General features: G+C 60.9%; 22 protein-coding genes. 8 read left to right on the top strand and 14 right to left on the bottom strand.

The annotated features are described in order from the left end of the window. Positions 1-40 precede the first annotated feature (40 nt). Positions 41-1495: a dihydropyrimidinase gene (hydA, locus tag HGP16_RS02370; protein ID WP_168838407.1), complete on the top strand. Its 1455-nt coding sequence runs from the start codon at positions 41-43 to the stop codon at positions 1493-1495. 135 nt (positions 1496-1630) lie between these two features. Here the strand turns inward: hydA and HGP16_RS02365 are convergent, their stop codons facing one another. Next, the gene (locus HGP16_RS02365; RefSeq protein ID WP_168838406.1) at positions 1631-2044 is read right to left on the bottom strand and encodes a cupin domain-containing protein; all 414 of its coding nucleotides are present in this window, start codon (positions 2042-2044) and stop codon (positions 1631-1633) included. 121 nt (positions 2045-2165) lie between these two features. Between HGP16_RS02365 and HGP16_RS02360 the strand changes: the two genes are divergently transcribed. The 7 genes from HGP16_RS02360 (at position 2166) to HGP16_RS02330 (ending at position 11462) form a co-directional block, all read left to right on the top strand. Next, the gene (locus tag HGP16_RS02360) at positions 2166-2957 is read left to right on the top strand and encodes an ABC transporter ATP-binding protein (protein ID WP_168838405.1); all 792 of its coding nucleotides are present in this window, start codon (positions 2166-2168) and stop codon (positions 2955-2957) included. A 204-nt stretch (positions 2958-3161) separates the two neighbouring features. Next, positions 3162-3497, top strand: a complete 336-nt coding sequence (locus HGP16_RS02355) for a hypothetical protein (RefSeq protein ID WP_168838404.1) — start codon at positions 3162-3164, stop codon at positions 3495-3497. Between the two features lie 2 nt (positions 3498-3499). Next, entirely contained in the window at positions 3500-4387 is an 888-nt protein-coding gene (locus HGP16_RS02350) for an ABC transporter permease (protein WP_168838403.1), read from the top strand. After that, complete coding sequence (locus HGP16_RS02345; RefSeq protein ID WP_168838402.1) at positions 4384-5517, top strand: ABC transporter permease; 1134 nt, start codon at positions 4384-4386, stop codon at positions 5515-5517. Before HGP16_RS02350 ends, HGP16_RS02345 begins: the two co-directional genes overlap by 4 nt. A 56-nt stretch (positions 5518-5573) precedes the next feature. Further along, the gene (locus tag HGP16_RS02340) at positions 5574-6542 is read left to right on the top strand and encodes an ABC transporter substrate-binding protein (RefSeq protein ID WP_168838401.1); all 969 of its coding nucleotides are present in this window, start codon (positions 5574-5576) and stop codon (positions 6540-6542) included. 391 nt (positions 6543-6933) lie between these two features. Beyond that, entirely contained in the window at positions 6934-8124 is a 1191-nt protein-coding gene (locus HGP16_RS02335; RefSeq protein WP_168838400.1) for an efflux RND transporter periplasmic adaptor subunit, read from the top strand. Positions 8125-8138: 14 nt separating this feature from the next. Next, positions 8139-11462: an efflux RND transporter permease subunit gene (locus HGP16_RS02330; protein ID WP_168838399.1), complete on the top strand. Its 3324-nt coding sequence runs from the start codon at positions 8139-8141 to the stop codon at positions 11460-11462. A gap of 41 nt (positions 11463-11503) precedes the next feature. On the opposite strand, the gene ureG is transcribed toward HGP16_RS02330, so the two are convergent. From ureG to urtD, 13 genes are all read right to left on the bottom strand, one after another. Further along, positions 11504-12115, bottom strand: coding sequence for an urease accessory protein UreG (ureG, locus tag HGP16_RS02325; protein ID WP_168838398.1), 612 nt, complete (start codon positions 12113-12115; stop codon positions 11504-11506). Positions 12116-12323: 208 nt separating this feature from the next. Beyond that, on the bottom strand, positions 12324-13004 hold the full coding sequence (locus HGP16_RS02320; protein WP_168838397.1) for an urease accessory protein UreF: 681 nt from the start codon (positions 13002-13004) through the stop codon (positions 12324-12326). 6 nt (positions 13005-13010) lie between these two features. Next, positions 13011-13487 carry an urease accessory protein UreE gene (ureE, locus tag HGP16_RS02315; protein WP_168838396.1) on the bottom strand — a complete coding sequence of 159 codons (477 nt, stop codon included), beginning with the start codon at positions 13485-13487 and terminating at the stop codon, positions 13011-13013. A 78-nt stretch (positions 13488-13565) separates the two neighbouring features. After that, complete coding sequence (locus HGP16_RS02310; RefSeq protein WP_168838395.1) at positions 13566-14426, bottom strand: GGDEF domain-containing protein; 861 nt, start codon at positions 14424-14426, stop codon at positions 13566-13568. A 276-nt stretch (positions 14427-14702) separates the two neighbouring features. Continuing rightward, the gene (gene ureC / locus HGP16_RS02305; RefSeq protein WP_168838394.1) at positions 14703-16415 is read right to left on the bottom strand and encodes an urease subunit alpha; all 1713 of its coding nucleotides are present in this window, start codon (positions 16413-16415) and stop codon (positions 14703-14705) included. A gap of 3 nt (positions 16416-16418) precedes the next feature. Further along, a complete protein-coding gene (locus tag HGP16_RS02300; RefSeq protein ID WP_168838599.1) occupies positions 16419-17042 on the bottom strand; it encodes a Urease operon accessory protein in 624 nt (207 codons plus the stop codon). 17 nt (positions 17043-17059) lie between these two features. After that, complete coding sequence (locus HGP16_RS02295; RefSeq protein ID WP_168838393.1) at positions 17060-17491, bottom strand: lysozyme inhibitor LprI family protein; 432 nt, start codon at positions 17489-17491, stop codon at positions 17060-17062. Between the two features lie 22 nt (positions 17492-17513). Then, the gene (locus HGP16_RS02290; RefSeq protein ID WP_168838392.1) at positions 17514-17819 is read right to left on the bottom strand and encodes an urease subunit beta; all 306 of its coding nucleotides are present in this window, start codon (positions 17817-17819) and stop codon (positions 17514-17516) included. Positions 17820-17829: 10 nt separating this feature from the next. Next, positions 17830-18084: a DUF1272 domain-containing protein gene (locus HGP16_RS02285; RefSeq protein ID WP_168838391.1), complete on the bottom strand. Its 255-nt coding sequence runs from the start codon at positions 18082-18084 to the stop codon at positions 17830-17832. A gap of 7 nt (positions 18085-18091) precedes the next feature. Continuing rightward, positions 18092-18394 carry an urease subunit gamma gene (locus tag HGP16_RS02280; protein WP_168838390.1) on the bottom strand — a complete coding sequence of 101 codons (303 nt, stop codon included), beginning with the start codon at positions 18392-18394 and terminating at the stop codon, positions 18092-18094. A 142-nt stretch (positions 18395-18536) separates the two neighbouring features. Beyond that, positions 18537-19358 carry an urease accessory protein UreD gene (locus HGP16_RS02275; protein ID WP_168838389.1) on the bottom strand — a complete coding sequence of 274 codons (822 nt, stop codon included), beginning with the start codon at positions 19356-19358 and terminating at the stop codon, positions 18537-18539. A 164-nt stretch (positions 19359-19522) separates the two neighbouring features. Further along, a complete protein-coding gene (urtE, locus tag HGP16_RS02270) occupies positions 19523-20218 on the bottom strand; it encodes an urea ABC transporter ATP-binding subunit UrtE (RefSeq protein WP_168838388.1) in 696 nt (231 codons plus the stop codon). A gap of 1 nt (position 20219) precedes the next feature. After that, positions 20220-20975 carry an urea ABC transporter ATP-binding protein UrtD gene (gene urtD, locus HGP16_RS02265; RefSeq protein ID WP_069613981.1) on the bottom strand — a complete coding sequence of 252 codons (756 nt, stop codon included), beginning with the start codon at positions 20973-20975 and terminating at the stop codon, positions 20220-20222. Between the last annotated feature and the right edge of the window lie 3 nt (positions 20976-20978).

The following is a 20978-nucleotide window of genomic DNA, read 5'->3' as shown; positions in this document are numbered from 1 at the left end:
ATTCCCAACATCGGAACCTCACACATCTGGAGCACGCACCATGAGCACAGTCATCAAGGGTGGAACCATCGTTACGGCCGACCTGACCTATAAGGCGGACGTCAAGGTCGAAGGCGGCAAGATCGTCGAGATCGGGCAGAATCTCGCGGGCAGCGAAGTGCTGGATGCCTCCGGCTGTTATGTCATGCCCGGCGGCATCGATCCGCATACGCATCTCGAAATGCCGTTCATGGGCACCTATTCTTCCGACGATTTTGAGAGCGGCACCCGCGCGGCTCTTGCCGGCGGCACGACGATGGTGGTGGATTTTGCGCTTCCCTCGCCCGGCCAGTCACTGCTCGAGGCGCTGACCATGTGGGACAACAAGTCGACGCGAGCAAACTGCGACTATTCCTTCCACATGGCGATTACTTGGTGGGGCGAGCAGGTCTTCAACGAGATGGAGGCCATCGTCCGCGACAAGGGCATCAACACCTTCAAGCATTTCATGGCCTATAAGGGCGCATTGATGGTGGATGACGACGAGATGTTCTCCTCCTTCCAGCGCTGCGCCGAGCTCGGTGCGTTGCCGCTCGTCCATGCGGAAAACGGCGACGTGGTCGCGCAGATGCAGGCGAAGCTGCTGGCCGAAGGCAATAACGGCCCGGAAGCGCATGCCTATTCCCGCCCGGCCGAGGTCGAAGGCGAAGCGACGAACCGCGCCATCATGATCGCCGACATGGCTGGCTCGCCGGTCTATATCGTCCATACCTCCTGCGAACAGGCGCATGAAGCCATCCGCCGCGCCCGCCAGAAGGGCATGCGCGTCTATGGCGAACCGCTGATCCAGCACCTGACGCTCGACGAAAGCGAATATGCCAATGCGGATTGGGATCATGCCGCCCGCCGCGTCATGTCACCGCCCTTCCGCAACAAGCAGCATCAGGACAGCCTCTGGGCCGGCCTCGCATCCGGCTCGCTGCAGGTGGTCGCGACCGACCATTGCGCTTTCACGACCGAGCAGAAGCGCTTCGGTCTTAACGATTTCACCAAGATCCCGAACGGCACCGGCGGACTTGAAGACCGCATGCCGATGCTCTGGACCCATGGCGTCAACACCGGCCGCCTGACGATGAACGAATTCGTCGCCGTCACGTCGACCAACATCGCCAAGATCCTCAACGTCTATCCGAAAAAGGGCGCCATCCTTGTAGGCGCCGATGCCGATATCGTCGTCTGGGATCCGAAGCGTTCGAAGACCATCGCCGCCAAGACACAGCAGTCGGCGATCGACTACAATGTCTTCGAAGGCAAGGAAGTGACCGGCCTGCCGCGCTATACGCTGACGCGGGGCGTCGTCGCCATCGAGGAAGGCACGGTGAAGACGAAGGAGGGCCATGGCGAGTTCGTCAGGCGCGATCCCTTCACCGCCGTCAACCGCGCGCTTTCGACTTGGAAAGAAGTCACAGCGCCGCGCAAGGTGCAGCGCAGCGGCATCCCCGCCAGCGGGGTATGACGCTTGGGCACGGCGCTTCGGCTCATCGGCCGCCTAGAGCAATACCAGGAAAAGTGCGAAGCGGTTTTCCATCCGGAATTGCGTAAAAACAAAGAGATAGATCATTTTCGCGATTCGAAGAAAAGCGAAACGGCTCTAGCGCGGCACGTACCGCTCCAGATCCGGCAGCAGGACGACGCCTTCCTGTTCGTTCGGATCAGTGCGGGCGATGACCGCTATCGCCGGCCGATCGCTGAGATTGGCTGGAAGATGCGGAACGCCGGCCGGAATATAGAACATCTCGCCTTCGCGAACGATGACGTGTTCTTCCAGTTCATCGCCGAACCAGCAATGTGTCTCGCCGGAAATCGCATAGATCGCCGTCTCGTGCGAGACGTGAAGATGCGCCTTGGCGCGAGCACCCGGCGGTATCGTCAGGAGATGCATGCAAATCCCCGTCGAGCCCACTGTCTCGGCAGCAATCCCTTCAAAATAGCTGAAGCCCTGTTTTCCGGCATAGGCGCCGCCGGGCCGCACGACACGGCAGGTGGGGTTCGATGAAACACTCATGGCATTGCTCCCCTGGATCCAGCAGCAAGGCACCCTCGCCCCTTCGAGCTGCAGCAATGCCAAGCAGGATAACACGCAATCCGCCCCAACCATGCGGCGAAATCAGGACTGGTAGGTGTTAATGACGTCATCCGCTTCCTCCGTCGTCTCCGCGCGGAATCTCTGTCTCACCTACGATACGAATGACGGGCCGGTGCATGCGCTGAGCAATGTCGATCTCGATGTCCGCAAGGGTGATTTCATCTCCTTCATCGGCCCGTCGGGCTGCGGCAAGACCACTTTCCTGCGTGTCATCGCCGATCTCGAGCGGAAGAGTTCAGGCGATATTACCGTCAACGGCATGTTGCCGGAGGAAGCACGCAAGGCCCGCGCCTATGGCTATGTCTTCCAGGCCGCCGCACTCTATCCCTGGCGCACCATCGAGAAAAACATTGCGCTGCCGCTCGAAATCATGGGTTACGACAGGCAAGAGCAGGCCAAGCGCATTGCCCGGACCCTGGAACTCGTCAATCTCAGCGGCTTCGAGAAGAAATTCCCCTGGCAGCTTTCGGGCGGCATGCAGCAGCGTGCCTCGATCGCTCGCGCGCTGGCTTTCGATGCCGACCTCTTGCTGATGGACGAACCCTTCGGCGCGCTTGACGAAATCGTCCGCGACCACCTCAACGAACAGCTGCTGAAACTGTGGAAGCAGACGAACAAGACCATCTGCTTCGTCACCCACTCCATCCCGGAGGCGGTCTATCTCTCCACCAAGATCGTGGTCATGTCGCCCCGTCCGGGCCGCGTCACCGATGTCATCGAATCGACGCTGCCGCTCGAACGCCCGCTCGGCATTCGCGAAACGCCGGAATTCCTGGAAATCGCCCATCGCGTCCGCGAAGGCTTGCGGGCCGGACATAGCTATGAGGAATAGGACCATGGATAGCTCCGTCGCACGGCAGCCCCTCACCCTAGCCCTCTCCCCGTGCACGGGGAGAGGGAACGACCTCGACACGACCGCCAATCTCGTTCGCTGGAGGGAAGGCTGTGGGCGCTACTATCCCCTTCTCCCCGTCATGACGGGGAGAAGGTGGCCAGCAGGCCGGATGAGGGGCTTTGCCACAACGGGAGGGGCATCATGAACCCGCAATTCCTCCTCTGGCTTACCGGCGCCATGGCGATCTTCATCAGTGGTGCCACAGCCTCGCGCGCCTATGTCATCAACAACAACGTTCTGGTGCTGATCCTGGCGCTTATCCTCTATTGCATCGGCAATCTGATGATGGTGCGGCTGATGCGCGAGGGCGGGCTTGGCTTGGCGATCTCCGCCTCCTCCATCGCCCAGCTCGTCGTCGTCAACGTCATCGCCTTCATTATTTTCGGCGAGCGACTAAGCCTGCAGCAGCTCGCCGGCGTGGGTCTCGGCATCGTCGCCATGGTCTTGATGCTGTTTCCTGCGCAAGGCAGGGCATGATCATGGAAAGGGAACAGTTCTTCAAGCACAAGTTCCTGCCCGTCACGACCATCGTCCTGGCAATCCTGGTTCTCTGGTATGTCTTCGCGGTCATCCTCAATTCGCCGTTCCAGCGCGATCTCGACAGGCGCGGCAATCTCTCCCCGACGGCGATGGAATTCATTGGCAAGACGCTGTCGCAGCCAAAGCCGATCCTGCCGGCACCGCACCAAGTGGCCCAGAATGTTTTCGAAAACACCTTCCTTCGCGCTCCCACAAGCAGCCGCAGCCTCGTCTACAATGCCTGGGTGACCCTGTCCTCGACCGCTGTCGGCTTCGCCTTCGGTACCGTTCTCGGCATCCTGATCGCGGTCGGCATCGTGCATGTGGTCGCTCTGGATCGCAGCCTGATGCCATGGATCATCGCTTCGCAGACCATACCGATCCTTGCGATCGCGCCGATGGTCGTTGTCGTATTGGGTTCGATCGGCGTTACCGGCCTCATTCCCAAGGCACTGGTCTCGACCTACCTCTCCTTCTTCCCCGTCGCCGTCGGCATGGTCAAGGGATTACGATCGCCGGAGGTCATGCATCTCGACCTGATGCGTACCTACAATGCCAGCGCCACGCAGACTTTCTGGAAACTGCGCGTGCCCGCCTCGATCCCTTTCCTCTTTACCTCGATGAAAGTCGCAATCGCCGCGAGCCTCACCGGCACGATCGTTGGTGAATTGCCGACAGGCGCAGTCGCCGGCATCGGCGCCAAACTTCTCGCAGGCTCGTATCAGAGCCTGACGATCGACATATGGGCGACGCTCGTCGCCGGCTCGATCCTGGCGGCCGCGCTGGTTGCCGCCGTCAGCATCGCGGCGCGCATCGTCGATCGTGCCATGGGAGGCCGTGCGGCATGAGGAATTTTCATTCGTCGTGGCAAGGTACGCTCTCCCTGCTTCTCTGCCTCGCTGCGCTTCCGATGCTGCCGCTGCTCGCCGCCGATGCCGCCACGCCCTTCAGTAGCGGCACCACCTTCGTCATTTTCATTCTTATTGCCGCCGCAGCCACGATTTCCTTCATGAACCTGCCTGCAACCCTCTGCGCGGCGATCCTCTTCTTCGCCGCGCACGCGGCCGCCTGGCTGTTGCTGGCTGGAATATCGGGCAACGAAGGCAGTGCGGCGGCCTCATTCTTTATCCTCCTCGCCGCGGCGTGGCTGCTTGCCTGGCGTTGCGTTTCCATCCTGTCGGCCATTCGGGTGAAATCGACCGCCGACAGCTATACATTACGGTTGCTGATCCCGGTGATCTTCGGGGTCTGGATCATCATCATCTGGGAAGCGGTGACACGCGGGGCCGGTATTCCATTCATCCTCCTGCCGCCGCCGAGCGCCATTGGCGCCCGCATTGCCGGCTCCATATCGATCCTCTGGACGGATGTTCAGCAGACGATCTTCCGATCGGTTCTGATCGGCTACATCATCGGCTGCTCCAGCGGCTTCATCGTCGCCATCCTTGCCGACCGCTTCGCCTTCCTGCGCCGCGGCCTGCTGCCGATCGGCAATCTGGTCTCCGCTCTGCCGATCATCGGCGTTGCGCCGATCATGGTCATGTGGTTCGGTTTCGATTGGCAATCGAAGGCGGCCGTCGTCGTCGTCATGACCTTTTTCCCGATGCTGGTGAACACTGTGGCGGGCCTTGCCGCGGCGGGCAACATGGAGCGTGACCTGATGCGCACCTATGCATCGAGCTACTGGCAGACGCTGTTCAAGCTGCGCCTGCCGGCCGCCGCTCCCTTTATTTTCAATGCGCTGAAGATCAACTCGACCTTGGCCCTCATCGGTGCCATCGTGGCGGAGTTCTTCGGCACTCCCATGTCGGGCATGGGCTTCCGCATCTCGACCGAAAATGGTCGGTTGAACCTCGACATGGTCTGGGCCGAGATCGCGATTGCAGCGGTTGCAGGTTCCGTCTTCTACGGTATCGTCGCCATTGTCGAGAGAATGGTGACGTTCTGGCATCCGTCTATCCGCGGTGGGCAGACGTAATCCGGGGTCTCCTCAAGGGATCAAGGCATAACTTCAGAGGGAAAAGGGTAAAGAACATGAAAAAACTGATGTTCGCATTGATGGCAAGTACGATGACGCTGGCTGCTACGCAGGCCGCGATGGCCGCCGACAAGGTGACCTTGCAGCTGAAATGGGTGGCCCAGGGTCAGTTCGGAGGCTATTTCGTCGCCAAGGACAAGGGGTTCTACAAGGAAGAAGGCCTTGACGTCGACATCAAGCCGGGCGGCCCGGATATCGCCCCGGAACAGGTGATCGCCGGCGGCGGCGCCGATGTCATCGTCGACTGGATGGGTGGCGCGCTGGTTGCCCGCGAAAAGGGCGTGCCGTTGGTCAACATCGCCCAGCCCTTCGAGAAATCCGGCCTCGAACTGATCTGCCCCAAGGATGGCTCGGTCAAGACGGAGAAGGATTTCAAGGGGCATACGCTCGGCGTTTGGTTCTACGGCAACGAATATCCCTTCTTCGCCTGGATGCACAAGATCGGCCTGAAGACCGATGGCGGCAAGGACGGCGTCACCGTGCTCAAGCAGAGCTTCGACGTGCAGCCGCTCGTCCAGAAGCAGGCCGACTGCATCTCTGTCATGACCTACAATGAATACTGGCAGGCAATCGATGCCGGTTTCAAGCAGGAAGACCTGACCGTCTTTAATTACACCAAGCTCGGTGTCGACCTTCTGGAAGACGGCCTCTATGTCAAGGAAGACAAGCTGAAGGATGCGAAGTTCAAGGCCGATATGGTCAAGTTCGTCCGCGCCTCGATGAAAGGCTGGAAATATGCCGTCGAGCATCCGGATGAGGCCGCCGGGATTGTGATGGACAATGGCGGCCAGGACGAAAACCACCAGAAGCGCATGATGGGCGAAGTCGCCAAGCTGATCGGCAACGGCAAGCTCGACACGAAGCTTTACGACCGCACGGTCGAAGCCCTGCTCGACCAGAAGATCATCAACAAGAAACCGTCCGGCGCCTATACGCATGAGGTCACGGACGCTGCTCTGAAATAAGCCCGGAGTACTCTTAGAGACTAAAACGCGCGGGGTTTCAGGCCCCGCGCGTTTTTTTCATTTTGTAACAGCGGCAACAAAAGGCTGGCTTTCGCGCAAAACTTGGCGGAAAAGCCCTCGGTTATCAACTATTCGAATGCTGACATCACAATGCCGTGATTGCTTCGCAAGGTTGCGAAGGATAGAAATACCCGCGAAATCATTTTCTCGTGATCTTGTGAGAATTGAAAAACGCTCCCATCTATAGGTGCGATTTTAGGATGAGGGACCTGCAAGGCATGACAGACGGATATTGATCCGCCGGAGAAGCCGGCACGCATGCATCGATCCCCGTGTTCGCGACGGAAAACAGCGAAATCCATTTTGCCAACGCTGAACTGGAACTGGACGCATGGCCCCCACGCCGTTTAGACTTCTAAGCACGACCGCCATCCTGCTTTCCCTGCTGGCGGCACCCGCCGCGCTGGCCGAGCAATCCGCCGTCACGACGCCGAAGCAGAACCTGCCGGCGATCGTCATCACCAAAGCTACGATGCGCCACCTGACCGACAAGGTCGTTGCGACCGGCACGGTCAAGGCCGTCGAGGAGGTTTACATCCAGCCGCAGGTGGATGGTCTCTCGATCCGCTCGCTCAATGCCGATGTCGGCGACAAAGTCGAGGCGAACAGCACGCTTGCCACGCTGAACGACGATGCATTGATCCTTCAGAAGAGCCAGATGCAAGCGACAAGAGCAAAGGGCGAGGCCAGTCTTGCACAATTGCGCGCGCAGCTGACCGAGGCGCACGCCAACGCTGAAGAAGCGGAACTACAGCGCGTCCGTGCCGTCGCAATGGGTGCCAAGGGCACAATGTCGACCTCCTCCGTCGAACAGGCGAATGCGTCCGCCGCCGCCAACAAGGCACGCGTGGTTTCAGCAGAGCAGGCAATCGCCGTTGCCGAAGCGGATCTCAAGGTCACCGACAGCCAGATCGCCGACACCGACCTGAAGCTTGCCCGCACCGGCATCAAGACGCCTGTCGCGGGCACCGTCGCCTCGCGCAACGCCCGCGTCGGCGCGATCGCCAACGGCAGCGGCGATCCGCTCTTCACCATCATCCGCGACAGCCGGCTCGAACTGGTGGTCGATGTGTCCGAAAGCGATATCACCAAGATCGTCATCGGCCAGAAGGCTCTCATCGCCCTTTCCGGCAGCCGCGAGAAGCTTACCGGAACCGTCCGCCTCGTCGCCCCCATCGTGGATTCCCTCACCCGCCTCGGCGCGGTGCACATCTCGATCGACGACGGCGAGAAGGCGCGCGCCGGCATGTATGGCAGCGCCGAGATCATCATTCGCCAGGAGGATGGCGTCGCCCTGCCGCTGACGGCAGTCAACAGCGAGGAAAACGGCTCCTCCGCCCGCAAGGTCGAGAACGGCGTGGTCAAGTTCGTGAATGTCGAGACCGGCATTCAGGACGCAGGTTATGTCGAGATTCTCAAGGGCCTGAAGGCCGGTGACGAGGTCGTCGCCAAGGCCGGTGCCTATGTTCGCGACGGCGACCATATCACGCCCGTCCGCGATGCGTCGCAAGCCTCCAACTGAGCGAGAACGGCAAGATGAACTTCTCCGCCTGGTCAATCCGAAATCCGGTCGCCCCGCTCCTCGGCTTCTTCCTGCTGATGGTGGTGGGCGCACACGCCTTCTTCAACCTGCCCATCACCCGGTTCCCGAATATCGACGTGCCTGTGGTCAATGTCACCGTGACGCAGAGCGGCGCCTCCCCGGCCGAACTCGAAATGCAGGTGACGAAGGAGATCGAAGACGCCGTCGCCAGCATCAACGGCATCGACGAGATCCAGTCGACCGTCACGGACGGCCAATCGCAGACCGTCGTCATCTTCCGCCTGGAAGTGCCGACGCAGCAGGCGGTTCAGGACACCAAGGACGCCATCGACCGCATCCGCGGCAACCTGCCGTCGACGATCGATGAACCTATCGTTTCCAAGGTCGATGTCGAAGGACAGGCGATCCAGAGCTTTGCCGTTTCCTCGCCGAACATGACGCTGGAAGAGCTGTCCTGGTTCGTGGACGATACGGTCAAGCGCGCCCTGCAGGGTCAGGCGGGCATCGGCCGCGTCGACCGCTATGGCGGCGCCGACCGCGAAGTGCGCATCGAACTCGACCCCAACAAGCTGAACGCCTACGGCATAACAGCGCTTTCGGTGAGCCAGCAGCTGCGCAGCACCAATATCGACCTTGGCTCCGGCCGTGGCCAGGTAGCCGGCAGCGAGCAGGCGATCCGTGTGCTCGGCGACGCCCGCGATGTCGCCCAGCTTACCGACACGACGATCGCGCTCACCAACGGCCGCTTCGTCAAGCTCTCCGCTCTCGGCGTGATCAAGGATACCTATCAGGAGCCGAAATCCTTCTCCCGCTTCAACAGCACGCCCGTCGTCACCTTTGGCGTATTCCGCGCCAAGGGCGCCAGCGAAGTGACCGTCGCAAAGACGGTGAGCGATACGCTCGACAAGGTGCGGACCGAAAACCCGAACGTCTCGATCGAGATGATCGACGATTCCGTCTATTACACCTATGGCAACTACGAGTCCGCGATGCATACGCTGCTCGAAGGCGCCATACTCGCCGTCATCGTGGTGTTCCTGTTCCTGCGGAACTGGCGCGCGACGCTGATATCAGCGGTTGCGCTGCCGCTGTCCGCGATCCCGACATTCTGGATCATGAGCCAGATCGGTTTCTCGCTGAACCTTATCAGCTTCCTGGCGCTGACGCTGGCGACCGGCATCCTCGTCGACGACGCCATCGTCGAGATCGAGAATATTGCCCGCCATATCAAGATGGGCAAGACGCCCTATCGCGCCTCCATCGACGCCGCCGATGAGATCGGCCTGGCCGTCATCGCGACGACCTTCACCATCATCGCGGTCTTCGTGCCGGTCTCCTTCATGCCTGGTATCCCGGGCCAGTACTTCATTCAGTTCGGCCTGACCGTCGCCTTCTCGGTGTTCTTCTCGCTGCTGGTGGCGCGTCTGATCACGCCGATGATGGCTGCCTATCTGATGCGTGCCGAAGACGGTGTCGACGATCATCACGACAATGACGGCCGCTTCATGCGCGGCTATAGCTGGCTGGTGCGGCAGACGACGAAGCGCTGGTACACGCGCTATCCGACGCTGCTTGCCGCCTTCGCCTTCTCGATCGCCTCCGTCGCCGCCCTAGTGATATTCGTTCCCGGCAGTTTCATTCCGCCTGACGATTCCTCGCGCATCGTGCTCTCGGCCGAACTGCCGCCGAACGCACGGCTCGACGATACCGAGCAGGCGACCAATGAGATCTACCGGCGCGTCAAGGGCATCGACGGCGTTGAAAATGTCTTCGTTCTTGGCGGCGCTTCGCCGAAGGGCGATCTGGAACTGCGCCGCGCCACCGTGACGCTGACGCTCGGCAAGCTCGATCAGTCGCTGACGAAGAAGTTGGTGAACGACGTCCTTGGCTCGCTGCCCGTCATCGGACCTTACCTGCCGAAGGTCACCGTGCATGGCCGCGAGCGCCCGCAATGGGACGTGGAAAAGGAAGTCTTCGCCAAGCTTCACTCGATCCCCGACGTCCGCATCACCAAACTGAACGACCGTGGCGACCGCGACCTGACCTATAACTTCCTCTCGCGCAGCGAGAAGGATCTGAACCGGGCAGTGGGCATTTTGGAGGCCAAGCTTCGCACCGATCCGGCGCTTGCCAATGTCAGCGCCGACGGTGCCCTGCCGCGTCCCGAACTACAGATCTATCCGCGCAAGGACGAGGCGGCACGCCTCGGCATCACGCCGCAGATGATTTCGGACACGATTCGCGTGGCAACCATCGGCGATATCGACGCTTCGCTTGCGAAGATCTCGCTCGACGATCGCCAGATCCCGATCCGCGTGCAGGCCTCGCTCGGCATGCGTCGCGATCTCTCGGCGATCCGGGCGCTTCGCATCAAGACCGCTTCGGGCATCACGGTGCCGCTGTCGAGCGTCGCCGACATCGACTATTCGGAAGGACTGTCGTCCATCAAGCGCAACAACCGTTACCGCGTCGTTTCCATCGGCGCTGACCTGCCGCAGGGCGTGGCGCTGGATACGGCATCGGAACATTTCCTCAATATCGTCAACAGCGCCAAGATCCCGGCAACCGTGCATCTGGCGGAAAGCGGCGACACCAAGATCCAGAAGGAAATGCAGCAAAGCTTCGGCAACGCTATGCTGCTCGGCCTTCTGCTCGTCCTGACCGTGCTGATCCTGCTGTTCAAGGACGTGATCCAGCCCTTCACCATTCTGCTGTCGCTGCCGCTGGCGATCGGCGGCGTGGCACTGGCCTTGATCATGACCGGCAATGCGCTTTCGATGCCCGTCATGATCGGCATCCTGATGCTGATGGGCATCGTGACGAAGAATGCCATTCTTCTCGTCGATTTCGCCATCGAGATGATGCATCAGGGTATGCCGCGCCTGGAGGCCGTCGTCGAGGCCGGTCGCAAGCGCGCCCGCCCGATCATCATGACCTCGATCGCCATGTCGGCCGGCATGCTGCCATCCGCTCTCGGTGTCGGCGAAGGCGGCTCCTTCCGCGCGCCGATGGCGATTGCCGTGATCGGCGGCATCATCGTTTCCACCGTGCTTAGCCTGGTGGTCGTCCCCTCCTTCTTCCTGATCATGGATGACCTGTCGCGCCTGCTCGGCTTCCTCTTCGGAAAGCTTGTCGGCCGGAAGGATGCGGATGACGAGGTGGTGACCAAGGAAGGCCTGGCAGCCGCCGTCAATGAAAACCGCCAATCGCTCGCCACCCTGGAAGAGCGTCTGGAAGCTATTGAAGACAGGAATGTCAGGGGCACAAAGTCTATAGGCACGAATGTGCTGAAACTGCCGCCCTTCGCGGCCGAATAGCGGTCCTCTTGACCGAGCAAAACCGATGATGACGGGGCGGCTTAAAGGCCGCCCTGTTCTTTTAGGAAACTGACGATCGCGCTGACGCCCTCGCCCCGCTTCATGTCGGAAAACACGAAGGGCCGCGCCTGGCGCATCCGGTTGGCGTCACGATCCATAACCTCGAGATCCACGTCGACGAAGGGCGCCAGATCCTTCTTGTTGATGACGAGGAGGTCGGACCTGGTGATGCCGGGACCGCCCTTACGCGGGATTTCCTCCCCCTGGCACACCGAAATCACATAGATGGTGATATCGGCAAGATCGGGCGAAAAGGTCGCCGCCAGATTGTCTCCACCGGATTCGATGAAGACCACGTCAAGATCGGGAAGCCGCTCGTTCAGGCCGGCAATGGCCTGCAGATTGATCGTCGCATCCTCGCGGATCGCGGTGTGCGGGCATCCGCCCGTTTCGACGCCGACGATGCGGTCCGAGGTCAGCGCCTGCATCCGCACCAGCGCTTCCGCATCCTCCGTCGTATAGATGTCGTTGGTAATGACGGCGACGGAATAGTCGTCGCGCATCGCCTTGCACAGCTTCTCGGTCAGCGCCGTCTTGCCGGATCCGACTGGGCCGCCGATGCCGACGCGCAAGGGTCCATGTCTCGATTTCATGCTTGCAACTCCGATAAAGCGCTAAAGCGGTTCGGCTTTTCGCAGAATCTGTGAACCGCTCTATCTCTTTGTTTTCTCGCAATTCCGGACGGAAAACCGCTGCGCACTTTTCCTGGAATTGCTCTAGCATAGCGAAGCGGTCGGCCGCCGCACAGCGGCGAATGACGTAGGTGAAGCCTCGATTGTGATATTTTCCCGATGGCGCGCATTACGAACGGAAAAGCCGCGTGCCCTGGGTTTCATGGCGCAGACTGGCGATATCCGCTTGCACACTCGCCGAACCGAGATCATCGAGGCTGGAGTGCGCCGCCCGCCGCGCCATAGCGGCAAAAAGACCCTCCAGTCGCGCGAGAATGGCGACGCCGTCCTTCTGTCCGCTGACACCGAGCCGGATGCCGGCTGACACCATCTGCGAGGCCAGCGCATGCAGGAAGGCAGCGGCCGCCTTTTCAGCTGGGATGCCATGGGCGCCAGCGATCGCCCCGACCGCAACCGGGTAGGCTGTCCTTGCCGGAAGCATGGAGAAGATCTCGTGCGGCCAGGCGGTAGCGGCCGAAAGAAAGGCATCGCCGAGCAGCATGGTCTCGTTGTGCCGCTCTTTCGAGCCGGCCAGCGCCTCCGCCAGTTCCGCAACTGCTGCAAGCCGCGGCATGTCCCCGTCTGCTCGATGAGCCTCGACCAGCAGGACCGCGTCATTCCACACCGAACCATTCTGGATCAAGGCGGAAATCCAATCTCCCAGCCCGGCGCTGTCACGCACCAGACCGTCGTGTACCGCACGCTCGAGACCGCCGGAATAGGCGAAGGACCCCACCGGAAAGGCCGGCGACAGCCAGGCCATCAGCCGCAGGAGTGCCTGCAGATCGCGATCTTCCGTCGTATCGGTCATCGATGCTCAATCATGCGAGTGATGATGGTCATGCCCATGCGAATGGCCGCCATGCGAGTGATAGGCACCCCGAGCCGGCTGAAAAGGCTCGCTCACCTCGGTCACGGCAGCCCCCAATCCTTCGAGCATGGAGCGGATCACGTGATCGCGCAGGATCAGGATGCGCTCTTCCTCGATCTGCGCGGACAGATGCCGGTTGCCGAGATGCCAGGCGAGCTCGATCAGATGCCTGCGGTCGCGCGGGCGGATTTCGAAGAGCTTTTCGTCGGCCGCGACGATTTCGATCAGCTCACCATCCTCGCGCACCAGCAGATCGCCGCTGGCAAACAGCACCGGCTCCTTGAGGTCGAGCATGACCATGTCACCATTTTCGAGATGCAGCAGCTTGCGGCGCAGATGCCGGAGATCATGCGGCAGGACGACACGATCGATCGGATTAGAAGAAGGGGTGCCGGCAGGTAGATAGGAAGTAACGCGTTGCATGGCGGTTCCAAATTATGACTTTGTCAGACCATGCAAAATAGTCACCTGCTGTGCAAGCATCAATGACGCGCCTATACGCTACATCCGCTGCACATAGCGCTGCAGTTCCCGGGGATCGGTCGTCGCTTCCTGTTCCTGCTCGGTGGCGCAGCGATGCCAGACCTGGGACAGCCGCTCGCGCTCGTGCATGACACGATTGCGGCCGAGCGTTTTGGCAAGATAAAGCGCCTTGTCGGCCGCGGCATAGACGATCTCCGTCTTGCGATCCCTGTCTATGTCGGCAATCCCCGCGGAAACGGTGATCTTCACCGAACCGCCGTCGACGGCGATCGAGTGCGCGGCGATCTGTTCCTTGATCTCCTCGATGCGGGCAATGCGTTCGGCGGTGTCACCCCCATAAACGATGGCGCCGAATTCCTCGCCGCCGAGCCGGGCAATCACGTCATCTCCCGTAAAGACGCCGGAAAATATCTGCGACACCGCAACGATCACGGCATCGCCGGATGCGTGTCCGAAGCGATCGTTGACTGTCTTGAACCGGTCGAGGTCGAAGATGACCAACGAGGCGCAGTCTCCGGCCGTATTCAGCGCTTCGGTGAAAGCGCGGCGATTGAGCAGGCCGGACAGCGTGTCGGTGCGGCTCAGCCGCTCGAACTCGGCGCGGGAGACGGCAAGCCGGTGAATCGAAAAGCCCGCCAGCACAGCCACCCCGCCGGAAACGGTGCCGCCGATGATCCACGCCAGGAGAACGCCGAAGCGCATCGCCTCCAGAATCGGTAACGGCAGGAGATCGAACCATTGCAGCAGGAAAAGCATCGCCACGATGATGCCAAGCGACATGATGACGGCGACAAAACTCATCTTAAGCGCGAAAATAAAAATCGCACGTCGCTGCTGAAAGTTACCGAGCTCGGCCTGCAGCGAAATCCATCGTCTCATGCGATTCACCTTCCTCAGCCTACCGTTTCGATCATGTGAGATAGGGGTGAAGGCGCTTCCAGGTCTTTAATGTAATGATTAAAATGCGTTGCATTTCCCAAGTTGTGAACAACCAAGGGCGCCCCATCCGCAAAATCAGGGTTGCGGATGGAAATGCGACGCGCGAGCACCGCCACACCACGCCTTCGACAAAACCGAACTCGGTGCGCAACATCGGAAAACCCCGGAAAACCGGGATTTTCTCATACCCACCGATGGTTAAGCTTGGAAGCGTCCTCAGAAGAGGAAATAGCGCTGCGCCATCGGCAGCACCGTCGCCGGCTCACAGGTCAGGAGCTCGCCATCGGCGCGCACTTCATAGGTTTCCGGATCCACCTCGATATGCGGCGTGAGGCTGTTATGGATCATCGATGCCTTGGAGATGCCACCGCGGGTGTTCCTGACCGGCAGCAGCGCCTTGGCGATACCGAGCTTGCCGGCAAGCCCGGCATCGAACGCGGCCTGGGAAACGAAAGTCACCGAGGAATTCGTCCGATTCTTGCCATAGGCGCCGAACATCGGCCGGTAATGCATCGGCTGCGGCGTCGGGATCGAGGCATTCGGATCGCCCATGGGAGCAGCAGCGATCGAGCCGCCAAGCACCACCATCTCCGGCTTCACACCGAAGAAGGCCGGATTCCAGAGTACCAGATCGGCACGCTTGCCAACCTCGATCGAGCCGACCTCATGGCTGACGCCGTGCGCAATCGCCGGGTTGATCGTATATTTGGCGATATAACGCTTTACGCGGAAATTGTCGTTGTTGCCGATCTCCTGTGCAAGGCGGCCACGCTGCCGCTTCATCTTGTCGGCGGTCTGCCAGGTGCGGATTGCCACTTCACCGACGCGGCCCATGGCCTGACTGTCGGATGAAATGATCGAGAAGGCGCCGATATCGTGAAGAATATCCTCCGCGGCGATCGTCTCCTTGCGGATTCGGCTCTCGGCAAAGGCGATATCCTCCGGGATTGACGGCGACAGATGATGGCAGACCATCAGCATGTCGAGATGCTCGGCGATCGTATTAACCGTATAGGGCCGCGTCGGATTGGTCGAAGAGGGAATGACGTTCGACTGACCGCAGATCTTGATGATATCGGGCGCGTGCCCGCCGCCCGCGCCTTCAGTGTGGAATGCATGGATCGTGCGACCCTTGATGGCGCCGATCGTATCCTCGACGAAGCCGCTTTCGTTCAAGGTATCCGTGTGGATCATCACCTGAACGTCGTATTCGTCGGCAACGCTGAGGCAGCAGTCGATCGCCGCCGGCGTCGTGCCCCAGTCCTCATGCAGCTTGAGTGAGCAGGCACCGCCGAGTACCATCTCCTCCAAGGCGGCGGGCAAGGACGCATTGCCCTTGGCCGACAGGCCGATATTCATCGGGAAGGCGTCGAAAGCCTCGATCATGCGCGCCAGATGCCAGGGGCCGGGCGTGCAGGTCGTTGCCAGCGTTCCATGGGCCGGCCCGGTGCCGCCGCCAAGCATGGTGGTGATGCCCGACATCAGGGCTTCCTCGATCTGCTGCGGGCAGATGAAATGGATATGGCTGTCCATGCCGCCGGCGGTGACGATCTTGCCCTCGCCCGCGATCGCTTCCGTGCCCGGTCCGACGATGATGTTGACATCAGGCTGCATATCCGGATTGCCGGCCTTGCCGATCGCGACGATGCGGCCGTCCTTCAAGCCGATATCCGCTTTCACGATCCCCCAATGGTCGAGGATCAGCGCATTGGTGATAACGGTGTCGACGGCACCGTTGGCGCGCGTCACCTGGCTCTGTCCCATGCCATCACGAATGACCTTGCCGCCGCCGAATTTCACTTCCTCGCCATAGGTGGTGAAATCCTTCTCCACCTCGATGAACAATTCGGTATCGGCCAGCCGAACCTTGTCGCCGACGGTCGGTCCGAACATGTTGGCGTAGGCGGCACGGGAAATCTTGTAGGGCATGGATCAGTCTCCTTGGGAGGCAGAGATGAGGTTCGTGTCGGCAAGGCGCCGCAGGCGGCCAAGGGATACGTAGGCGTCCACCAACCGTTTTTCGGCGGCAAAGGGATGTTCGTCCCAGCCCGTGTGGCTGAAACCGGTAATGGCGATGTCGTCGTCGGGATGGCGCAACAGCACATCGGCAATCACGATCATGCCGCTGCTCGGCACCACGAAGGAGCCGGGATCGTAACCCGCCAGCGCCGTGTCAACGCCTTCGTGAACGGATTGATCGATCACGACATGCCGCTTGCCCGTCGCACGGCAAAAGGCAGCAAACTGGTCGGTATAATCATCGCAGAAGTCGTCGAGTTCCGGATGCGAGGTCGCCAGTGGCGCGCGCAGTGCGGCGAATTTTCTTGGATCGCGCACGCTCCAGATTTCCGACGCGGAGGCAACGGCGGTGCTCTTGCGCCACTCGGCCGAGCCGAGCATTGCGCGCGCCGGCCGGCCCGTGTTGCAGACAGCGACAACATCGGTGCGGCTGCCGCCGGCCCCCATCGAGCGACAATCGTTGAAGCGGATCACGAGATCGGCGACATCGATGACATCCGCGGCGCCTGCCGCGATCTCACCATTGCCGACGATCATCACGGTGCGCCTCAGGCTCACTGATTGCCCTCCGGCCCAGCGGCGAGATCCTTCAATTCCTTCGTTCGCTTCTTAGTCAAATCAGCTTTGCAACCGGAAACAAGCATTGGTTCCATGGAGCCGCCGCGCGCCTGGAACCCCTGCGCCTCGCACTCGCCGTCGCGATAATCCACCCAAGCACGCTGTGCCTTGATGAGCGCCTTTTCCGCGCCCTTCATGTTGTTGTCGAGATCCGCATCGATGGCGACCATCGCGGCCCTGGTTTTCGTGCATTGCGCGTTCAACGCCTTGTCGGCCGTACCGAAATCGAGCACCGCGCAAACATTCAGGTCCGTCTGCGTCTGTGCATTGGCGCAGTCGGCCTTCGGCTCGCGCGTAGTTTTCAACGCAAAGGCAGGACCGCAGACCAGGATTGCGGCAAGAGCCGCGGCAGATGCAAGAAATTTCATCGACATTAAACTTCCCCGAGATCTAAAGCTTGCCCATGACCAATTGGCGGAAACCGTAGACTTCGCGCTTGCCCGACAGCGGGATCAGCGTCACCGAGCGTGTCTGCCCCGGCTCGAAACGCACGGCGGTTCCGGCGGGAATATCGAGCCGCATTCCCTTCGCCTTGTCGCGGTCGAAGGCAAGCCCGGCATTGGTCTCAGCAAAGTGATAGTGGCTTCCCACCTGCACCGGCCGGTCGCCGGTGTTGGAAACCTCGAGCGTCACGGTCGGCGCTCCGGCATTGAGTTCGATGTCGTCGCCTGCAGCGATGATTTCACCTGGGATCATGGTTCTCTCCTCATGCAGCCCGGACGGGCGCGCATCCCTCAGCTTTCAGAACACGCTTGGTCGAAGCGGGATATTTGGCAAGCAAGGCAGCTGGACGGATGGGACGCCGCGCGAAGTCACCGCCGCAATTCGGGCAGACGTCGCCCAATACCGTATCGACGCAATCGGCGCAGAACGTGCATTCGAAGGTGCAGATCATCGCTACCGTACTCTCCGGCGGCAAATTCCTGTCACAGCATTCGCAATTTGGCCTCAGCTCCAGCATGGCAGCCTCACCGGATCGGCTCGTGGACGGTCACGAGCTTGGTGCCGTCGGGAAATGTCGCCTCGACCTGAACGTCGTGGATCATCTCGGCGATGCCCTCCATCACCTGATCGCGGGTAATGACATGGGCACCGGCCTCCATGAGCTCGGCGACCGGGCGGCCGTCGCGCGCGCCTTCGACCACGAAATCGGTGATCAGCGCGATGGCTTCGGGATGGTTGAGCTTGACGCCGCGTTCGAGCCGCCGCCGCGCCACTATCGCCGCCATGGAAATCAGCAGCTTGTCTTTTTCTCTCGGAGTGAGGTTCATCGCCTACCTATGTGATTGCTGTTTCCAGAGCATGATGCCGAAAAGTATGAGCGGTTTTCGGAGGACATCATGCTCTACTTTTTTGATTTTGGAGCCGGGTGATTTTAGATCATGCAAGCCTAAAATCATCCGGCTCCAGGGACTACAGGTTCCAGACTTTCGGCACAGGCGCTCCATTGCGCAAGGCGGAAATGATCGGGATGAGGATTTTTCTGAGCGCGAAACCATCAGCGGCGGCGAGCCGCACAACGAGCTTCTCGCCCCAATGGCTGGCGCCTCCCATATGCGTTTCGAGGAGCGGCCTGATCCGGCCGAGATAGGTCTCGGCCTGCGGCCCGATATAAAGCAGGGTCGCGAAGGCAACCTGGCCGCTCAGGACCGCCGCCTTGGCCGTCAATGCGGCCACATCGCCATCCAGGCGCAGCTCCTCGGCATGAACCAGCCGTCCGCCGCGACGGATGCACCAGCGATCCCGGAACAGCCCCTGCGCCATAACCTCACCCATGGCTTTCCGTCCAAGCAGGATCGCTTCGACGGCGAGGAATTCGGCCGTGTCGTCAAGCTCGACATTCAACGCACGCGAAAGCGAGGCTCGGTCGAACAGGATCGTCTCCTGCGGCAGCCAATCGACCCGCGCGCCCGCGCCAATCCTTATGGATGTCTCCACCTCGGCCGTACCGGCCGAAGCCTTGTAGATTTTCTCGCAGGCCTGCGTCGTCACATCGATGCGCGTACCCGGCGCAGCGGCGACGCTCCAATCCATCCGGTCGCCACCGGTAAGGCCGCCGGCGGTGTTGATGATGACGGCTTCCATGGAATGATCGAAGGTCTCCGGCAGCCTGATCTTGGCCGCCCCTTCCTGAAAAAGCTCGGCGAGGCGCGTGCGGCCGCCAAGCGATTTGGCCGCAAGATGGCCGCGACCACGCGCTCTCTGCGGTCTTGTGCCTGCCGCCGCCATTACCATTCGCTTCTCCACACATCACACCATGCCGAAGTCAGATCATTGAAACCCGGCAAGGAATAAACGCAAGCAATTTCTGTGCCTTATGCGACGCCACGCGATATCGGCCCATTATCAGCCGCATCAGCCGCATTTTTCGTCAAACGCCGAAAAGAAAGGCAATCGTCTCAGACAGTCAGATGCCGGCGAGCCTCTGGAGTGTCCAGCGTCTCCGCCAGCCCCTCATGCACGATCTCGCCGCGATCCATGATGTAGACATAATCGGCAAGCTCGCGGCAGAAATCGAGATACTGTTCGACGAGCAGGATCGCCATGCCGGTGGAATCCCTGAGATAACGGATCGCGCGGCCGATATCCTTGATGATCGACGGCTGGATACCCTCGGTCGGTTCGTCCAGCACCAGGATCTTCGGCCGCGTCACCATAGCCCGCCCGATCGCCAATTGCTGCTGCTGGCCGCCCGAGAGATCGCCGCCGCGGCGCGACAGCATGGATTTCAGCACCGGAAACAGGCTGTAGATGTCATCGGGAATGCTGCGGTCGCGGCGGGAAAGCGGCGCGTAGCCGGTCTCGAGATTTTCCTTCACGGTCAGCAGCGGAAAGATCTCGCGTCCCTGCGGCACATAGCCGATCCCCTGCTTGGCGCGCGCGAACGGTGCCATGCCGTTCAGCGTCACGCCGTTGAAGGCAACCGTGCCGGCCGACAAGGCGTGCTGTCCGGTGACGGCGCGCAAGAGCGAGCTTTTGCCGACGCCGTTGCGCCCGAGGACACAGGTGATCTTGCCCATTTCCGCCTCGACGGAGATGCCGCGCAGCGCCTGTGCGGCGCCATAATGGAGATTTGCGTTTTCGACTGTCAGCATCTCACCGCCCCAGATAATTCTCGATCACCTTCGGATCGCTGCTGACGAAGTCGATCGACCCTTCCGCCAGAACCGATCCTTCCGCCAGGCACGTCACCTTGACGCCGAGGTCGCGGATGAAGCCCATGTCGTGTTCGACCACCACGACCGAGCGCGTCTTGGCGATCTCCTTCAGCAGCACGGCGGTTTCCGCCGTCTCCGCATCCGTCATGCCCGCCACCGGCTCGTCGACCAGCAAGAGCTTCGGCTCCTGCGCGAGCAGCATGCCGATCTCCAGCCACTGCTTTTGACCGTGGGAAAGATTGGCCGCCAGCTCGTCCCGCCGATGCGAGAGCCGTACCGTCTCCAGAATCTCCTCGATGCGATCGCGATCGGCAGGCGTCAGCCGGTAGAAGAGCGTCGCGAAGACCCCGCGATTGCGGTTGAGCGCCAGCTCGAGATTGTCCCAGACCGTATGGCTTTCGAAAACGGTCGGCTTCTGGAATTTTCGTCCGATGCCGAGCTGGGCGATATCAGCCTCGTCCTTCTTCGTCAGGTCGACCTGGCCGTTGAAGAATACCTCGCCCTCGTCGGGCCGCGTCTTGCCGGTGATGATGTCCATCATCGTCGTCTTGCCGGCGCCGTTGGGGCCGATGATGGCGCGAAGCTCGCCCGGCTCAATAACGATCGACAGCGAGTTCAAAGCCTTGAACCCGTCGAAGGATACCGAAACATTGTTGAGATAGAGCATGCTGTTGGGTTTGATGTCCGGGATCATGGT

Source organism: Rhizobium sp. P40RR-XXII (genome assembly GCF_012641405.1).
GTDB lineage: Bacteria > Pseudomonadota > Alphaproteobacteria > Rhizobiales > Rhizobiaceae > Rhizobium.
This window is presented reverse-complemented; position numbering and strand designations above follow the sequence as displayed.